The sequence below is a fragment of the Bacillus sp. FSL K6-3431 genome (assembly GCF_038002605.1).
GTDB lineage: Bacteria > Bacillota > Bacilli > Bacillales > Bacillaceae_C > Lederbergia.
In genome coordinates, this window is the sequence record NZ_JBBOCT010000001.1 from 169,991 (window position 1) to 183,497 (window position 13,507).

A 13,507-nucleotide genomic window follows, 5' to 3' on the forward strand; every position below is an offset into this window, starting at 1 on the left:
GCGTCGGCACTAGGACTTCCTATCAGGCAAAGTTCTAGGAAGCGCAACTTTCGACCACCAGAGCATTTACACAGGATGTGCTGCTCATAGGACGTGAGCGATCTTAATAATTCGACAGCTTTTTGAACACCCTTTATATTGTAATTAATGAATTAGCAGGTGATGAAGATGGAAAAAAAGAAAATTAGTATTGCTATTGATGGTCCAGCAGCAGCAGGGAAAAGTACTGTTGCAAAATTAATAGCCGAAAAACTGTCTTACATATACGTTGACACAGGTGCTATGTATCGAGCTTTGACATATAAGGCGATGACGGAACAAATAAATATTCAAAATGAGCAAGAATTGGAGAAGTTATTGCCTAATACAACAATTGAATTAAAACCGTCTAAAAGAGGTCAATTGGTTTTTTTGGATGGACAGGATGTAACAGCTGAAATTCGTGAGGCAGATGTTACAAACCTAGTATCAGCAGTAGCGGCTTCCCGAGCTGTTCGGAAAGAAATGGTCATACGCCAACAACTTTTGGGGCGAGATGGGGGCATCGTTATGGATGGGCGGGATATTGGGACAAGTGTACTTCCAGACGCAGAATTAAAAATATTTATGTTGGCAAGTGTTGAAATAAGGGCACAAAGGCGTCATCAAGAAAATATATCAAGAGGATTCACATCAGATATCAACCAATTGAGGCAAGAGATCGAAATTCGCGATAAAACTGATATGGAACGTGAAGTATCCCCATTGGTAAAAGCTGAAGATGCAATTGAAATGGATACATCGGAACTTTCAATTGCCGATGTAGTTAATGAAATTATGAAATTGGCACAGGAAAGGATCGAAGCGCAATGAGTTTTTATATTTTTGCGAGAGCGGTTGTAAGAACAATATTAAAGCCGCTATATCGAATTGAAACAATTGGAGCAGAGCAATTTCCTAAAGAAGGCGGCGTTTTGGTTTGCACAAATCATATCGATAATCTTGACCCACCTGTTGTCGGTTTTACTTGTCCACGACCGGTTTATTTTATGGCAAAAGCGGAGTTATTTAAAAACCCAATGTCAAAAAAGCTGATGGAAAGTATCCAAGCATTCCCGGTTAAAAGAGGTATGAGTGATAGGGAAGCATTAAGAAACGGATTGAAATTATTGAAATCAGGTGAAGTTGTTGGTCTTTTTCCAGAAGGGACAAGGAGTAAAAATGGCGAAATCGGCAAAGGACTTGCAGGTGCAGGCTTTTTTGCCTTAAGATCAAGTGCCCATGTTGTACCTTGTGCAATAATCGGGCCATATAAACCTTTTAAAAAATTAAAAGTTGTATTTGGTCCACCGATTGACTTCACTGAAATGCGGAATAATAAAGTCTCAGCAGAGCATGCGACGGATGCAATTATGTTAGAAATTAAAAATATCATCGAAGAAAACAAATCATAACGTCAAATGCTTGACAAAAACGGGTGTTTATAAGAAGTTAGTAACATAACGATTATTTTGAATTATGTGAGGATTTATGCAATCAGGTTTATTAAAATGATAAAAACGCGTAATTTGAGCATTTTTAAGCCGATAGAGGAGGAGTACATATGTCTGAGGAAATGAAAAACTTAGAAGTGGGAAATTTTTCTGAAGGTGATAAAGTAAAAGGAACTGTTACAAAAATTGAAGAGAAACAGGTCCTTGTTAATGTTGAAGGAAGCAAGGTAGACGGACTAATACCCATTAGTGAACTTTCTAGTCTACATGTGGAAAAGGCTTCAGACATTGTTCAAGAAGATGAAGTGATAGACCTTATCGTGACAAAAGTAGAAGAGGAGTTACTTGTGCTTTCCAAACGAAAAGTAGATGCAGAAAGTGCATGGGAATCTCTTGAAGAACGTTTTAATAATGATCAAATATTTGATGCCGAAGTGAATGAGGTAGTAAAAGGTGGACTTGTCATAGATTTAGGTGTTAGAGGATTTGTACCTGCATCTATGGTAGAGGATCATTACGTAGAAGACTTTTCAGATTATCAAGGGAAAATGCTTTCTTTTAAAATTGTAGAGTTAGACCGTGATAAAAACCGTTTGATTTTATCACATCGAATAGTTGTAGAAGAAGAGAAAAACAAAGAGAAAAAGGCATTATTAGAAAAGATAGAACCAGGGGAAATTTTGAGTGGAACGGTCCAACGTTTGACTGACTTTGGTGCTTTTGTCGATATTGGTGGTGTAGACGGCTTAGTTCATATTTCACAACTGTCACATGAGCATATTGAAAAACCTTCTGATGTGGTTAAAGAAGGGGAAGAAGTTCAAGTAAAAGTACTATCTGTAGATCGCGATAATGAAAGAATATCATTATCTATAAAGGAAACATTACCTGGACCATGGGCGAAAGTGGAAGAAAAGGCACCTAAAGGCACAATCCTAGAAGGTACCGTAAAGCGTCTTGTATCGTTTGGTGCATTTGTAGAAGTATTTCCAGGTGTAGAAGGCTTGGTGCATATTTCACAAATATCGCATAAACATATTGGAACGCCACACGAGGTATTGCAAGAAGGAGAACAAGTAAAGGTTCAAGTTCTAGAGGCTAATGAAAATGATCAAAGACTTTCATTAAGTATGAAAGAGCTAGAAGAATCTGAATATAACTCAAATAATTATGAAGTACCTGAAGAAACGAAAGGTTTTCAACTAAGTGATATGATCGGTGATAAATTGAAGAACTTTAAAAAATAAAAGGAGAGCTGTCACTGCTTTGCTTAATCAAAAGATTAAGCAACAGAGGCAGCTTTTTATTATTTTGCTTTTGTTGATTAAATCTCCGCCTGTTTTCCGATAATGTATGGGTGGAGGTGTTCGTTTTGGATGGATTAGTAACATTGTTTTTGTTGTGGAGTGTTTGGATTTACGCAACATTTATCATGGATAAACGGGAGGAAAACCGATTATCTGTAGCTGTATTAGCATTATTGTTGATTATTACTACCCCTCTTCTAATCCCAGCCTTTTCGGTTACGATTAGCTGTTCGATATTTATTTTGTTACTCATTAATTACTATATTGCGTCCAAACTCCCCCTTCTAAAAAAAACATATCTCGTTTTTTCAGTTATTGCATTAATGTTTGGATATTCGGGTTTTCAATTATTGGAAATGTATGATCCTATTTGGGTTTTCTTTGATCGGAGAGTTTTTTTATCGATTATCTTCCTGTTTTTTTCCTACTTAATTTATCCGTTATCACTTAAGTGGAGGTTTATTTTGATTTGTCTAGGATCAATTCATGGAGAAATTCTATTTGCGATAATAATTTCACGCTGGAATATGCCATATTTAATCGGAACAGCGGTCTATTTTGATATTATTTGCGTAACTTTCATTTGTTTACTAGGAGCACACGGGTTAGTAAAATTGGTCGATATGCTCACGCTACTAAACAAAAAGAAGATTCAGCAATAAGTAACATCAAAAAGCGATTTTATCCATCCGCTTTCTGATGGAAGGAACATAGACCAAGAAAGTCGCGTTCTTGGCAATATTCTGCTGTCCATTATGTGAACATATGCTTCACTGTTTAGTGACTTTCCATATATAGAGGTGGAAGTTTCACTTTATAAAAAACTATGATAACATGAAGTGATAAAAGTGGAGGAGAAACGCTGAATAAAAACGCCACATTTCGTGGTAAGGTCTGTGTAATTTGCATCATGCAGAACTTCTGGGCGCCTGCACACTTGTATATTGTGGACAACTAAACTAGATGACATCTCACACATAGTAAAGTGTATCCGCAAATGACTATATTATAATAAAGAAGAAAAAAGGAAAATTTGAAGCTGATGAATAAATAAATGCATCAAAGGCTGATAATGAATAATTTAACTAAAAAGTGAGTGATGGCATTGGCTAAACCAACTGTGGCGATTGTAGGTCGTCCTAATGTAGGAAAATCGACAATTTTCAATAGAATTGTAGGAGAAAGAATTTCAATCGTAGAAGATACACCAGGTGTTACAAGAGATCGAATATATAGCCCAGGTGACTGGTTAACACATGAATTTAATTTAATTGATACAGGTGGTATTGAAATTGGAGATGCTCCTTTTTTAGAAGAGATTCGACAACAAGCGCATATAGCAATTGAAGAAGCAGACGTAATTATTTTTATCGTAAATAGCAGAGAAGGCGTAACATCTGCTGATGAAGAAGTGGCGAAAATTCTTTATCGATCAAAAAAACCAGTTGTTCTAGCTGTAAATAAAGTAGATAACCCTGAAATGCGGGCGGAGATTTATGACTTTTATGCATTAGGATTTGGCGAACCATTTCCTATTTCTGGATCGCATGGTTTAGGTATCGGAGATCTTTTAGATGAAGTTGTTAAAAGTTTTCCGCTGATAGAAGAGGAAGAATTCGGTGAAGATGTCATTAAATTTAGCTTTATTGGTCGACCGAATGTGGGTAAATCATCACTTGTCAATTCATTACTAGGTGAGGAAAGAGTGATCGTAAGTGACCTCGCAGGAACAACTAGGGATGCAATTGACTCTGCTTACCAATATGAGGATCAAGAATACGTCATTATTGATACCGCGGGGATACGAAAAAAAGGAAAAGTATATGAAGGTACTGAAAAATACAGTGTTCTCCGTGCTTTAAAAGCTATTGAACGCTCTGATGTCGTTCTTGTAGTAATTAATGGTGAAGAAGGCATTCGTGAACAGGACAAAAAAATTGCCGGCTATGCACATGATGCTGGACGGGCCATTCTTATCGTAGTAAATAAATGGGATGCCGTCGAAAAAGACGAAAAAACAATATTGAAATTTGAAGAACAAATTAGGGAACATTTTTTATTTTTAGATTATGCTCCAATTCTATTTGTTTCTGCGAAAACAAAAAAACGCTTAACCAATTTACTACCAGCAATTCAAAAAGCAAACGAAAATCATTCGCAACGTGTGAAGTCTAGTGTTCTAAATGAAGTGATTGTAGATGCCGTTGCAATGAATCCCGCTCCATCATACCAAGGACGTAGACTTAAAGTATATTATGCTACACAAGTTGCTATCAAGCCGCCGACATTTGTCGTATTTGTGAATGATTCTGAAATCATGCACTTTTCTTATGAACGTTTTTTGCGAAATCGAATAAGAGATGCTTTTGGCTTTGAGGGCACGCCGATTAGGATTATAACGAGGCAACGTAACTAAAAAAAATGTTGCAAAATATATGATAATAAGTAGGTGAGCTTAATGCAGAATAAAAAAGAGAAAATTGCAGTTATTGGATCTGGAAGTTGGGGTACAGCATTGGCACTTGTTTTAGCCGATAACAATCATCAGGTTGCTTTATGGACTAGAAATAGTGATCATGCATCAGCTATTAATAGTGAACGTATGAATAAAAAGTATTTGCCCGGTATTCAGCTTCCTGAAACGATTCATGCGAGTACATCTTTAGAAGATGTTCTGGAAAACACCGAGACAGTAGTGATTGCTGTACCTACTAAAGCAATTAGAGATATGATGAGGAAAATTGTATCTATTCAACAATATGCTGCAACATATATCCACGTCAGTAAAGGGATTGAACCTGATTCATTAATGAGAATATCTGAAATGATTGAACAAGAGGTACCACAGCATCTGTTGACGGATGTTGTTGTTCTATCTGGGCCAAGTCATGCTGAAGAAGTGGGACTACGTCATCCGACAACTGTTACGGTTTCGGCAAAAAATATGAAAAATGCAGAGAAGGTTCAAGATTTATTTATGAATCAACATTTTCGCGTTTATACAAACCCGGATTTGATCGGTGTGGAAATAGGTGGGGCCTTAAAAAATATTATTGCACTTGCTGCAGGTATTTCAGATGGTTTAGGCTATGGTGATAATGCGAAGGCTGCGTTAATTACTCGAGGATTATCTGAAATATCACGGCTAGGAACAAAGATGGGTGCAAATCCATTAACATTTTCTGGTTTAGCTGGTATTGGCGACTTGATTGTCACTTGTACAAGTGTGCACTCACGGAATTGGAGAGCGGGGAACCTACTTGGGAAAGGCCAAAAGCTTGAAGATGTGTTAAATAATATGGGAATGGCTGTTGAAGGCGTAAGGACGACTAAGGCGGCACATCAGCTTGCTAAAAAATATCAAGCTAATATGCCTATCACAGAGGCGCTTTATGGCATATTATTTAATGGTGTCAATTCAAAGGCTGCTGTTGATAGATTGATGGGACGTTTGAAAACGAATGAAATGGAAGATCTTGTTGACATATTAAGTGAGCAACTAGAACAATAACAGTCTGCTGGGCAAAAGGTAATGCACAATCGTTTTTTTAGCATATAATGCGGTGAAGTTCATTGCTTAAATAGCAGGTATGGGTATTGTTTGTCGTGTAAGAAGCAAGGGATTTATATCCTTTGCTTCTTCGTATTTCACTAAAGAACTACATAAATGGACATCATTTCGTAAGTATTTAACTGCTTTTATTTTTTTATACATGATATAATTGCTTTTGGAAAATACATAACGAATGCGTTGCTGTAAAACACAAAGCTACGGAGGAAAATAAAATGTCACTATCTATGCAAAAAATGTGGATATCTATTCTTGGTATGATACTTTTAGCGTTGGCAATGTTCACAATCTATATTAGTCGATACAAATTAAATAAAGGTATTTTGAAAATTGTTACTGCTCTTACAGCGTGGATTTTTATGATACTAGGTGGACTGCTCATGCTTTTTGTCGTTTTAACAGGTCCAACAAGTTAAATAAGATGGACAATAAGTAGATTAGAAAGATGATGATAGAAAGGATGACACAATGGATGAAGGTCATTTTCAAGTTGTCTATGTTTATGATGGTATCCATATTATTATCAGGATGCTTTTATCCACAAGATAAGAAAACAGAGAATTTGGTCCCATATGAAGATCAAATAGAAGGTGTACAACTAGCTGTAAATAAATTCCAAGAATCTAATGGAGGTTTATTACCGATTAAAACAAAGGATATGGATACAGATATATATATAAAATATCCTATTGATTTTACTAGGCTTGCACCACAGTACATTTCTAATCCGCCTGGAAATGCGTTTGAGAGCGGAGGAGTGTATCAATATATTTTGATGGATGTTGAAACGAATCCAACTGTAAAGGTAATTGATTTAAGAATGGCTGAGAAAATTCGCGAGATTAAAATAAGAATAAAATCGCAAGGATTTCCACCGTTTAAGGATACGCTAGCAAATAATGTATTCTCACTTGATTATTCTAAATTGGGCTATAAAGCTGAACAATATGTTAGTTCGCCTTATACAAATAATAATCTGCCCCTAGTAATCACTGGGACGGGCGAAATTTACGTTGATTATAGTAGTGATTTATTTCTTCGTTTACAGGAAACTGAACACGAATTCCTTCCCGGAGATGATATTAGACCGATTCTATCTGATCAATCTCCAGTAGCTCCAGCATTTTCATTACCATACACAATTGATGATAATGATGAGCCGGTTTATATGGAAAAATAAGCATAATCCTTCTTCTACACAATATAATGTGGAAGAAGGATTTTTTACTTTTATTTTATTAATAGTCATAACAGAATCGGACAACATCATAAACATATAGTGTCCAATCGTTTTGAAGATAAAATATTTTCAAAACGTAATGATGGGAGGGAACCTCTTGGAAAAGGTGGATATATTTAAAGATATTGCTGAGAGAACAGGCGGAGATATTTATTTAGGTGTTGTAGGGGCGGTTCGGACTGGGAAATCCACATTTATAAAAAAGTTTATGGAACTAGTTGTTTTGCCGAATATTAAAAATGAATCAGATCGAGCTAGAGCACAAGATGAATTGCCTCAGAGTGCTGCCGGAAGAACAATTATGACTACAGAACCGAAATTTGTGCCTAATAACGCAATCTCGGTTCAGGTAGATGCGGGTCTAGATGTAAATGTAAGGCTTGTAGACTGTGTTGGCTATACAGTGCCAGGTGCAAAAGGATATGAGGATGAAAATGGGCCTAGAATGATTACTACGCCCTGGTATGAAGAACCTATATCTTTCCATGAGGCAGCTGAAATAGGAACGAGGAAAGTGATACAAGAGCATTCAGTATTAGGTGTAGTCGTGACGACAGATGGTACGATTGGAGAAATACCTCGTAATGACTATGTAGAAGCGGAAGAGCGCGTCATAGAAGAATTAAAAGAAGTAGGAAAACCGTTTATTATGGTCATTAATTCTGCTCGACCACATAATCAGGAAACGGAAGATTTACGAAAGAAACTTGCCGAGAAATATGATATTCCTGTGCTGGCAATGTCTGTCGAAAGTATGCGTGAATCTGACGTCCTAAATGTTCTAAAAGAAGCATTATATGAATTTCCTGTCCTAGAAGTAAATGTGAATTTACCTAGCTGGGTTATGGTTTTAAATGATAATCACTGGTTAAGATCTAGCTATCAAAATGCGGTAAAAGAAACAGTAAAGGATATTAAACGACTTCGCGATGTAGATCGTGTCGTACAGCAATTTTACGAATTCGATTTTATAGATAATGCGGGACTTGCAGGTGTTGAAATGGGTCAAGGTATTGCAGAAATAGATCTACATGCCCCTGATGATCTGTATGATCAAGTGCTTAAAGAAATCGTTGGTGTCGAAGTTCGAGGGCAAGATCATTTGCTAGAATTAATGCAGGATTTTGCTGATGCAAAACGAGAATACGATCAAATTTCGGATGCCCTTGTAATGGTCCGACAAACAGGATATGGCATCGCCGCACCATCATTAGCTGATATGAGCCTAGATGAACCAGAAATTATCCGACAAGGCTCTAGATTCGGCGTAAGATTGAAGGCAGTTGCACCATCTATTCATATGATTAAAGTGGATGTTGAATCTGAATTCGCTCCAATCATTGGTACGGAAAAACAAAGTGAAGAACTTGTACGGTATTTAATGCAAGACTTCGAAGATGATCCACTATCGATTTGGAATTCGGATATATTTGGCCGGAGTTTGAGTTCACTTGTTAGAGAAGGAATTCAAGCAAAAATAGCGATGATGCCGGAAAATGCCAGATATAAATTAAAAGAGACGCTAGAAAGGATTATTAATGAAGGATCAGGCGGATTAATTGCCATTATTTTATAAAAAAAGGTGCCGAATATCCCAATTCGGCACCTTTTCCATTTAATATGGCTTTTATTCTTGCTAACACATATTTAATATGATAATCTTTTAACAGAATTGCTAATGAATCCCGCGTTCATCAGTAATTCAAATGATTTCTTACAGTGTATGTTTAGAAATCCATAAAATTGTTCACAATTTTAATAGTAGTTACAGAACAAGAACTCTCTTATTCGGGAGGAGGTGAATGGTATGAACAAAACTGAACTAATTAATTCTGTTGCTGAAGCAACTGAACTATCTAAAAAAGATGCAACAAAAGCCGTTGATGCTGTTTTCCAATCAATTCAAGACGCATTGTCTGACGGTGAAAAAGTAGCATTAATCGGTTTTGGTAACTTTGAAGTGCGTGAGCGTGCTGCCCGTAAAGGCCGTAATCCTCAAACAGGCGAAGAAATCGAAATCGCAGCAAGCAAAGTACCTGCGTTCAAACCAGGTAAAGCACTTAAAGACGCTGTGAAATAATTACATACATTCTAGATAGAAGCGTATGTGCAGAGGAACCGTCCATGGACGGTTCCTTTTCAAATTCAATGAAAAAGCCCTTCTATTTTTGTTTCAAGTGAAAGATATGATAAGATGGGCTTATTATTTTCTTTTGATAGAACTTTTATTACTAAAATACAGGGGTTTGTTTGTTAATAGGGAGGAAACGGTATGAATGAGATCAATCACCCACAGCTTGAAGAAGCAGTAAGGATGATGTTGGAGGCAATTGGAGAAGATCCAAATCGTGAGGGATTAATAGATACTCCAAAACGTGTAGCAAAAATGTATGAAGAAGTATTTTCCGGATTAAATAAAAATCCTGGAGAATATTTTGAAACTATTTTTGGAGAAGAGCATGAGGAATTAGTGCTTGTTAAAGATATACCTTTTTTCTCTATGTGTGAGCATCATCTTGTTCCGTTCTTTGGAAAGGCACATGTTGCTTATATTCCTCGCAATGGAAAGGTTACTGGTTTAAGCAAATTAGCAAGAGCTGTAGAAACAGTTGCTGCTCGTCCGCAACTACAAGAAAGAATTACATCGACAGTTGCAAATGTAATGATGGAAAAACTAGAGCCGTACGGAGTGATGGTCATCCTTGAAGCTGAGCATATGTGTATGGCTATGAGAGGCATTAAGAAGCCAGGTGCCAAAACTGTTACATCAGCTGTAAGAGGCGCATTTGCAAATGATAGTCAGGCACGATCAGAAGTTTTATCATTAATAAAAGCTTAATTCATATAGAATCTGTATTTATTAATTGAGGTGAATAAAATGAATGATAATAAAGGACATTCTGACTTTATCGTCATTAAAGCGTTGGAAGATGGAGTGAATGTCATAGGATTAACACGAGGAACAGATACAAGATTCCATCATTCCGAGAAGCTTGATAATGGGGAAGTAATGATTGCGCAGTTTACAGAACATACCTCAGCTATGAAAATACGAGGAAACGCAAACATCATTACTTCATTTGGTGAAGTGGAGAGTGAAGGAAAAACAAATACTAAGTCATAAATAATGAAGAAAACCTTACTATTCTTGAGGAATGTCATTCGCACCTTGGAGAATGTTTATGTTATAATTAATATGATTGTAAAGAAAGAAATTAAATCGAGAAAGAAATGGAGACGCTCGTCATGGCTGTGCGTGATTACGTGGAACAGATGAATGATATAAAGAAATTATTACTACAGCAAAGCTATAATGCCTATTTTCAGAAAGTGATTGGAACACCACAGATAGACGAGGATCGCCTACTCATGATGTCCATTTCTCTTCAAGATACTCAGTTAACAATTGCAGAACAAAATTTGTATATTACCTCAGCCTTGCTAGTCCAACTTGCGTTAGATACGCATGAAAAGGTGGCAGATTCACATACATCACTGGAAGAGCGTCAACTAGCTGTATTGGCGGGGGACTATTATAGCGGCAGATATTATCACATATTGGCACATCTTGAAAATATGGATCTAATCACTTCTCTTGCTTCAGCAATTAAAGTTGTAAATGAGCATAATATATCGCTTGATCAAAGTATTGACCCTACGTTTGAAGCTTTCCTAAGTAAATATAAAGAAGTAGAAATAGAAGTCATCGAACAGTTTTGCCTACATTTCCATGTAACTAAATACATAGCTTTTTTTAATGAGTTTTTATTTTTGAAAAAAATGATGATGGAATACGAAGATTTTCATAACGGTGAGACAGGGCTTTTTTTTGAAAGACTAAAAAAACAATTTATGCCTGAAATTTCGAATGTACATACATCACAGTTATTAAATGCAGACATAAATAAATTAAGTGAATTAAGTGTTCGTTACATAACAGATTCAATTAATAATATGAATCGCCTGATCGAAGACTTGCCTTTATTGCCACCCATGCTACAAACGCGGATTCAAGAAATGCTATCGAGCATTCAAGGCTTGACAAGATTAAGCGTGGAAGAAGGTTAGGAAATGCAATCTAAAGAAGAACGTGTACATAATGTATTTGAAAAAATTTATGATAATTACGATAAAATGAATACAATTATCAGTTTTCAGCAACATATCAAATGGCGAAATGCCACCATGAAAAAAATGTCCGTTTCAAAAGGCGATAAAGCACTTGATTTATGTTGTGGTACAGGTGATTGGACGATTGCTCTCGCTAAAAGTGTTGGTGATGATGGGAAAGTGGTTGGCTTAGATTTTAGTCAAAATATGTTGAAGATTGCCAAGGAGAAAAAAGATCTTGAAAATTTACAACAAATAGAGCTGATACATGGAAACGCGATGGAGCTTCCTTTTCCTGATGATACTTTTGATTACGTAACGATCGGATTTGGCCTACGAAATGTCCCCGATTACACACAAGTATTGATGGAAATGAATCGTGTTTTAAAGCCGGGAGGTATGGCAGTTTGTTTGGAAACATCGCAGCCGACACTACCTGTTTATCGTCAGCTTTATTATACTTATTTCCGATATATCATGCCTTTATTCGGGAAGGTTTTTGCTAAAAGTTATAAAGAATATTCATGGCTGCAAGAATCAGCTTTGGATTTCCCTGGGATGGATGAATTAGCTCAAATGTTTTGGAAAACAGGTTTTGATAATGTAATCTATAAACCTTTTAGCGGCGGTGTAGCAGCGGCTCATATAGGTATAAAACAGAAATAAAAGCCGGGTGGAAATAAAATGAAACTATCATTACTTAACTCAAACTTAAAAGGTGATTTTGATTTAATAGAACAGGAGCTAGAAACCGCTATTTATTCAGAGACTGAGTTACTGAGGGATGCATCAGTACAGCTATTAAAAGCAGGAGGTAAGAGAATTCGTCCTGTTTTTGTGCTGCTTTCAGCGAAGTTCGGTTCTTATGATATACATAAAGTGAAAAATGTAGCCGTCGCTTTAGAATTGATTCATATGGCATCACTTGTTCATGATGATGTAATAGACGATGCAAGGCTCCGCAGGGGAATTACAACAATTAATTATCAATGGAATGATAGAATTGCCATGTATACAGGAGATTATATACTCGCCCGGTCTCTTGAATATATGACAAATATAAAGAAGCCCACTGCCCATCAAATATTATCAAATACGATCATCGAAGTTTGTATTGGTGAAATTGAACAGATAAAAGATAAATATAGATTTAATCAAACATTGCGTGATTACTTAAGAAGAATTAAAAGAAAAACCGCATTACTCATTGCTGTAAGTTGTGAATTAGGGGCCGTATCCTCAGATGTGGACACACATTTACAAAAGCAATTGTATAGATTTGGTTATTTTATTGGTATGTCTTATCAAATTACAGATGATATTTTAGATTTTACAGCATCAGAAAAAGACCTTGGCAAACCTGCTGGGGAAGATTTACGTCAGGGAAATATTACTTTACCTGCATTGTATGCAATGGGTGATCAATATTTAAAAGATATTATTTCGAACGTGAATGAAAATACGAGCAAGGAACAAATGTCCGCGATTATTGCAAAGATTAAGAAGTCAGGGGCAATTGATCAATCACGTGATCTCAGTTTCCGTTATTTAACTAAAGCTCTTGCAATCCTTGATGAGCTCCCAGCAAACCGGGCTAAAAAAGCACTGCAGGAAATAGCTAATTTTATCGGAAAACGAAAGTTTTAGCCAGCACAGCGCTAACTTTGGCAAAAAAAGCCCTAGGAGCGCTTTTTTTATTCAATTAAACTGTGTGCTCGACATACATTTTCGGCTCCTTATGTTCCCTTTATCTCAGAATTAATGTTGTTCCTAGACTAAACCCGTCGCGTCCTGTGACAACGTCGAC

The 13,507-nt window shown here is 36.5% G+C and carries 15 protein-coding genes; all 15 read left to right on the top strand.

Going from position 1 to position 13,507, the window contains the following annotated elements:
• The first annotated feature begins 168 nt into the window (after window positions 1-168).
• The 15 genes from cmk (at window position 169) to hepT (ending at window position 13,347) form a co-directional block, all read left to right on the top strand.
• Window positions 169-852 carry a (d)CMP kinase gene (cmk, locus tag MHB53_RS00775; RefSeq protein ID WP_340915044.1) on the top strand — a complete coding sequence of 228 codons (684 nt, stop codon included), beginning with the start codon at window positions 169-171 and terminating at the stop codon, window positions 850-852.
• Entirely contained in the window at window positions 849-1,433 is a 585-nt protein-coding gene (locus MHB53_RS00780) for a lysophospholipid acyltransferase family protein (RefSeq protein ID WP_340915046.1), read from the top strand. Before cmk ends, MHB53_RS00780 begins: the two co-directional genes overlap by 4 nt.
• Before the next feature lie 149 nt (window positions 1,434-1,582).
• Window positions 1,583-2,719 (top strand): 30S ribosomal protein S1, encoded by a 1,137-nt coding sequence (gene rpsA / locus MHB53_RS00785; RefSeq protein WP_340915048.1) that lies wholly within the window; start codon window positions 1,583-1,585, stop codon window positions 2,717-2,719.
• 125 nt (window positions 2,720-2,844) lie between these two features.
• Entirely contained in the window at window positions 2,845-3,441 is a 597-nt protein-coding gene (locus MHB53_RS00790; protein ID WP_340915050.1) for a YphA family membrane protein, read from the top strand.
• A gap of 443 nt (window positions 3,442-3,884) precedes the next feature.
• Window positions 3,885-5,195: a ribosome biogenesis GTPase Der gene (der, locus tag MHB53_RS00795; protein ID WP_340915052.1), complete on the top strand. Its 1,311-nt coding sequence runs from the start codon at window positions 3,885-3,887 to the stop codon at window positions 5,193-5,195.
• A gap of 42 nt (window positions 5,196-5,237) precedes the next feature.
• Entirely contained in the window at window positions 5,238-6,290 is a 1,053-nt protein-coding gene (locus MHB53_RS00800; protein WP_340915053.1) for an NAD(P)H-dependent glycerol-3-phosphate dehydrogenase, read from the top strand.
• Window positions 6,291-6,565: 275 nt separating this feature from the next.
• Window positions 6,566-6,766, top strand: coding sequence for a DUF2768 domain-containing protein (locus MHB53_RS00805; protein ID WP_340915055.1), 201 nt, complete (start codon window positions 6,566-6,568; stop codon window positions 6,764-6,766).
• A gap of 56 nt (window positions 6,767-6,822) precedes the next feature.
• Entirely contained in the window at window positions 6,823-7,530 is a 708-nt protein-coding gene (locus MHB53_RS00810) for a hypothetical protein (RefSeq protein WP_340915056.1), read from the top strand.
• A 157-nt stretch (window positions 7,531-7,687) separates the two neighbouring features.
• Window positions 7,688-9,166 (top strand): stage IV sporulation protein A, encoded by a 1,479-nt coding sequence (gene spoIVA / locus MHB53_RS00815; RefSeq protein ID WP_340915057.1) that lies wholly within the window; start codon window positions 7,688-7,690, stop codon window positions 9,164-9,166.
• Between the two features lie 231 nt (window positions 9,167-9,397).
• Window positions 9,398-9,670, top strand: coding sequence for an HU family DNA-binding protein (locus MHB53_RS00820; RefSeq protein WP_340915058.1), 273 nt, complete (start codon window positions 9,398-9,400; stop codon window positions 9,668-9,670).
• Window positions 9,671-9,862: 192 nt separating this feature from the next.
• The gene (gene folE, locus MHB53_RS00825) at window positions 9,863-10,429 is read left to right on the top strand and encodes a GTP cyclohydrolase I FolE (protein ID WP_340915060.1); all 567 of its coding nucleotides are present in this window, start codon (window positions 9,863-9,865) and stop codon (window positions 10,427-10,429) included.
• Window positions 10,430-10,468: 39 nt separating this feature from the next.
• Window positions 10,469-10,714, top strand: a complete 246-nt coding sequence (mtrB, locus tag MHB53_RS00830) for a trp RNA-binding attenuation protein MtrB (protein WP_340915061.1) — start codon at window positions 10,469-10,471, stop codon at window positions 10,712-10,714.
• A gap of 122 nt (window positions 10,715-10,836) precedes the next feature.
• Complete coding sequence (locus tag MHB53_RS00835) at window positions 10,837-11,658, top strand: heptaprenyl diphosphate synthase component 1 (protein ID WP_340915063.1); 822 nt, start codon at window positions 10,837-10,839, stop codon at window positions 11,656-11,658.
• A gap of 3 nt (window positions 11,659-11,661) precedes the next feature.
• Window positions 11,662-12,366, top strand: a complete 705-nt coding sequence (locus MHB53_RS00840) for a demethylmenaquinone methyltransferase (RefSeq protein ID WP_340915064.1) — start codon at window positions 11,662-11,664, stop codon at window positions 12,364-12,366.
• A gap of 18 nt (window positions 12,367-12,384) precedes the next feature.
• The gene (gene hepT, locus MHB53_RS00845) at window positions 12,385-13,347 is read left to right on the top strand and encodes a heptaprenyl diphosphate synthase component II (RefSeq protein ID WP_340915065.1); all 963 of its coding nucleotides are present in this window, start codon (window positions 12,385-12,387) and stop codon (window positions 13,345-13,347) included.
• Window positions 13,348-13,507 lie beyond the last annotated feature (160 nt).

What these genes read in the sequence shown, in the direction of transcription:
- mtrB (WP_340915061.1), top strand. Translation starts at nt 10,469, where the DNA reads ATGAATGATAATAAAGGACATTCTGACTTTATCGTCATTAAAGCGTTG.
- folE (WP_340915060.1), top strand. Translation starts at nt 9,863, where the DNA reads ATGAATGAGATCAATCACCCACAGCTTGAAGAAGCAGTAAGGATGATG.
- MHB53_RS00780 (WP_340915046.1), top strand. Translation starts at nt 849, where the DNA reads ATGAGTTTTTATATTTTTGCGAGAGCGGTTGTAAGAACAATATTAAAG.
- MHB53_RS00835 (WP_340915063.1), top strand. Translation starts at nt 10,837, where the DNA reads ATGGCTGTGCGTGATTACGTGGAACAGATGAATGATATAAAGAAATTA.
- MHB53_RS00820 (WP_340915058.1), top strand. Translation starts at nt 9,398, where the DNA reads ATGAACAAAACTGAACTAATTAATTCTGTTGCTGAAGCAACTGAACTA.
- MHB53_RS00810 (WP_340915056.1), top strand. Translation starts at nt 6,823, where the DNA reads ATGAAGGTCATTTTCAAGTTGTCTATGTTTATGATGGTATCCATATTA.
- rpsA (WP_340915048.1), top strand. Translation starts at nt 1,583, where the DNA reads ATGTCTGAGGAAATGAAAAACTTAGAAGTGGGAAATTTTTCTGAAGGT.
- cmk (WP_340915044.1), top strand. Translation starts at nt 169, where the DNA reads ATGGAAAAAAAGAAAATTAGTATTGCTATTGATGGTCCAGCAGCAGCA.
- MHB53_RS00800 (WP_340915053.1), top strand. Translation starts at nt 5,238, where the DNA reads ATGCAGAATAAAAAAGAGAAAATTGCAGTTATTGGATCTGGAAGTTGG.
- hepT (WP_340915065.1), top strand. Translation starts at nt 12,385, where the DNA reads ATGAAACTATCATTACTTAACTCAAACTTAAAAGGTGATTTTGATTTA.
- MHB53_RS00805 (WP_340915055.1), top strand. Translation starts at nt 6,566, where the DNA reads ATGTCACTATCTATGCAAAAAATGTGGATATCTATTCTTGGTATGATA.
- MHB53_RS00840 (WP_340915064.1), top strand. Translation starts at nt 11,662, where the DNA reads ATGCAATCTAAAGAAGAACGTGTACATAATGTATTTGAAAAAATTTAT.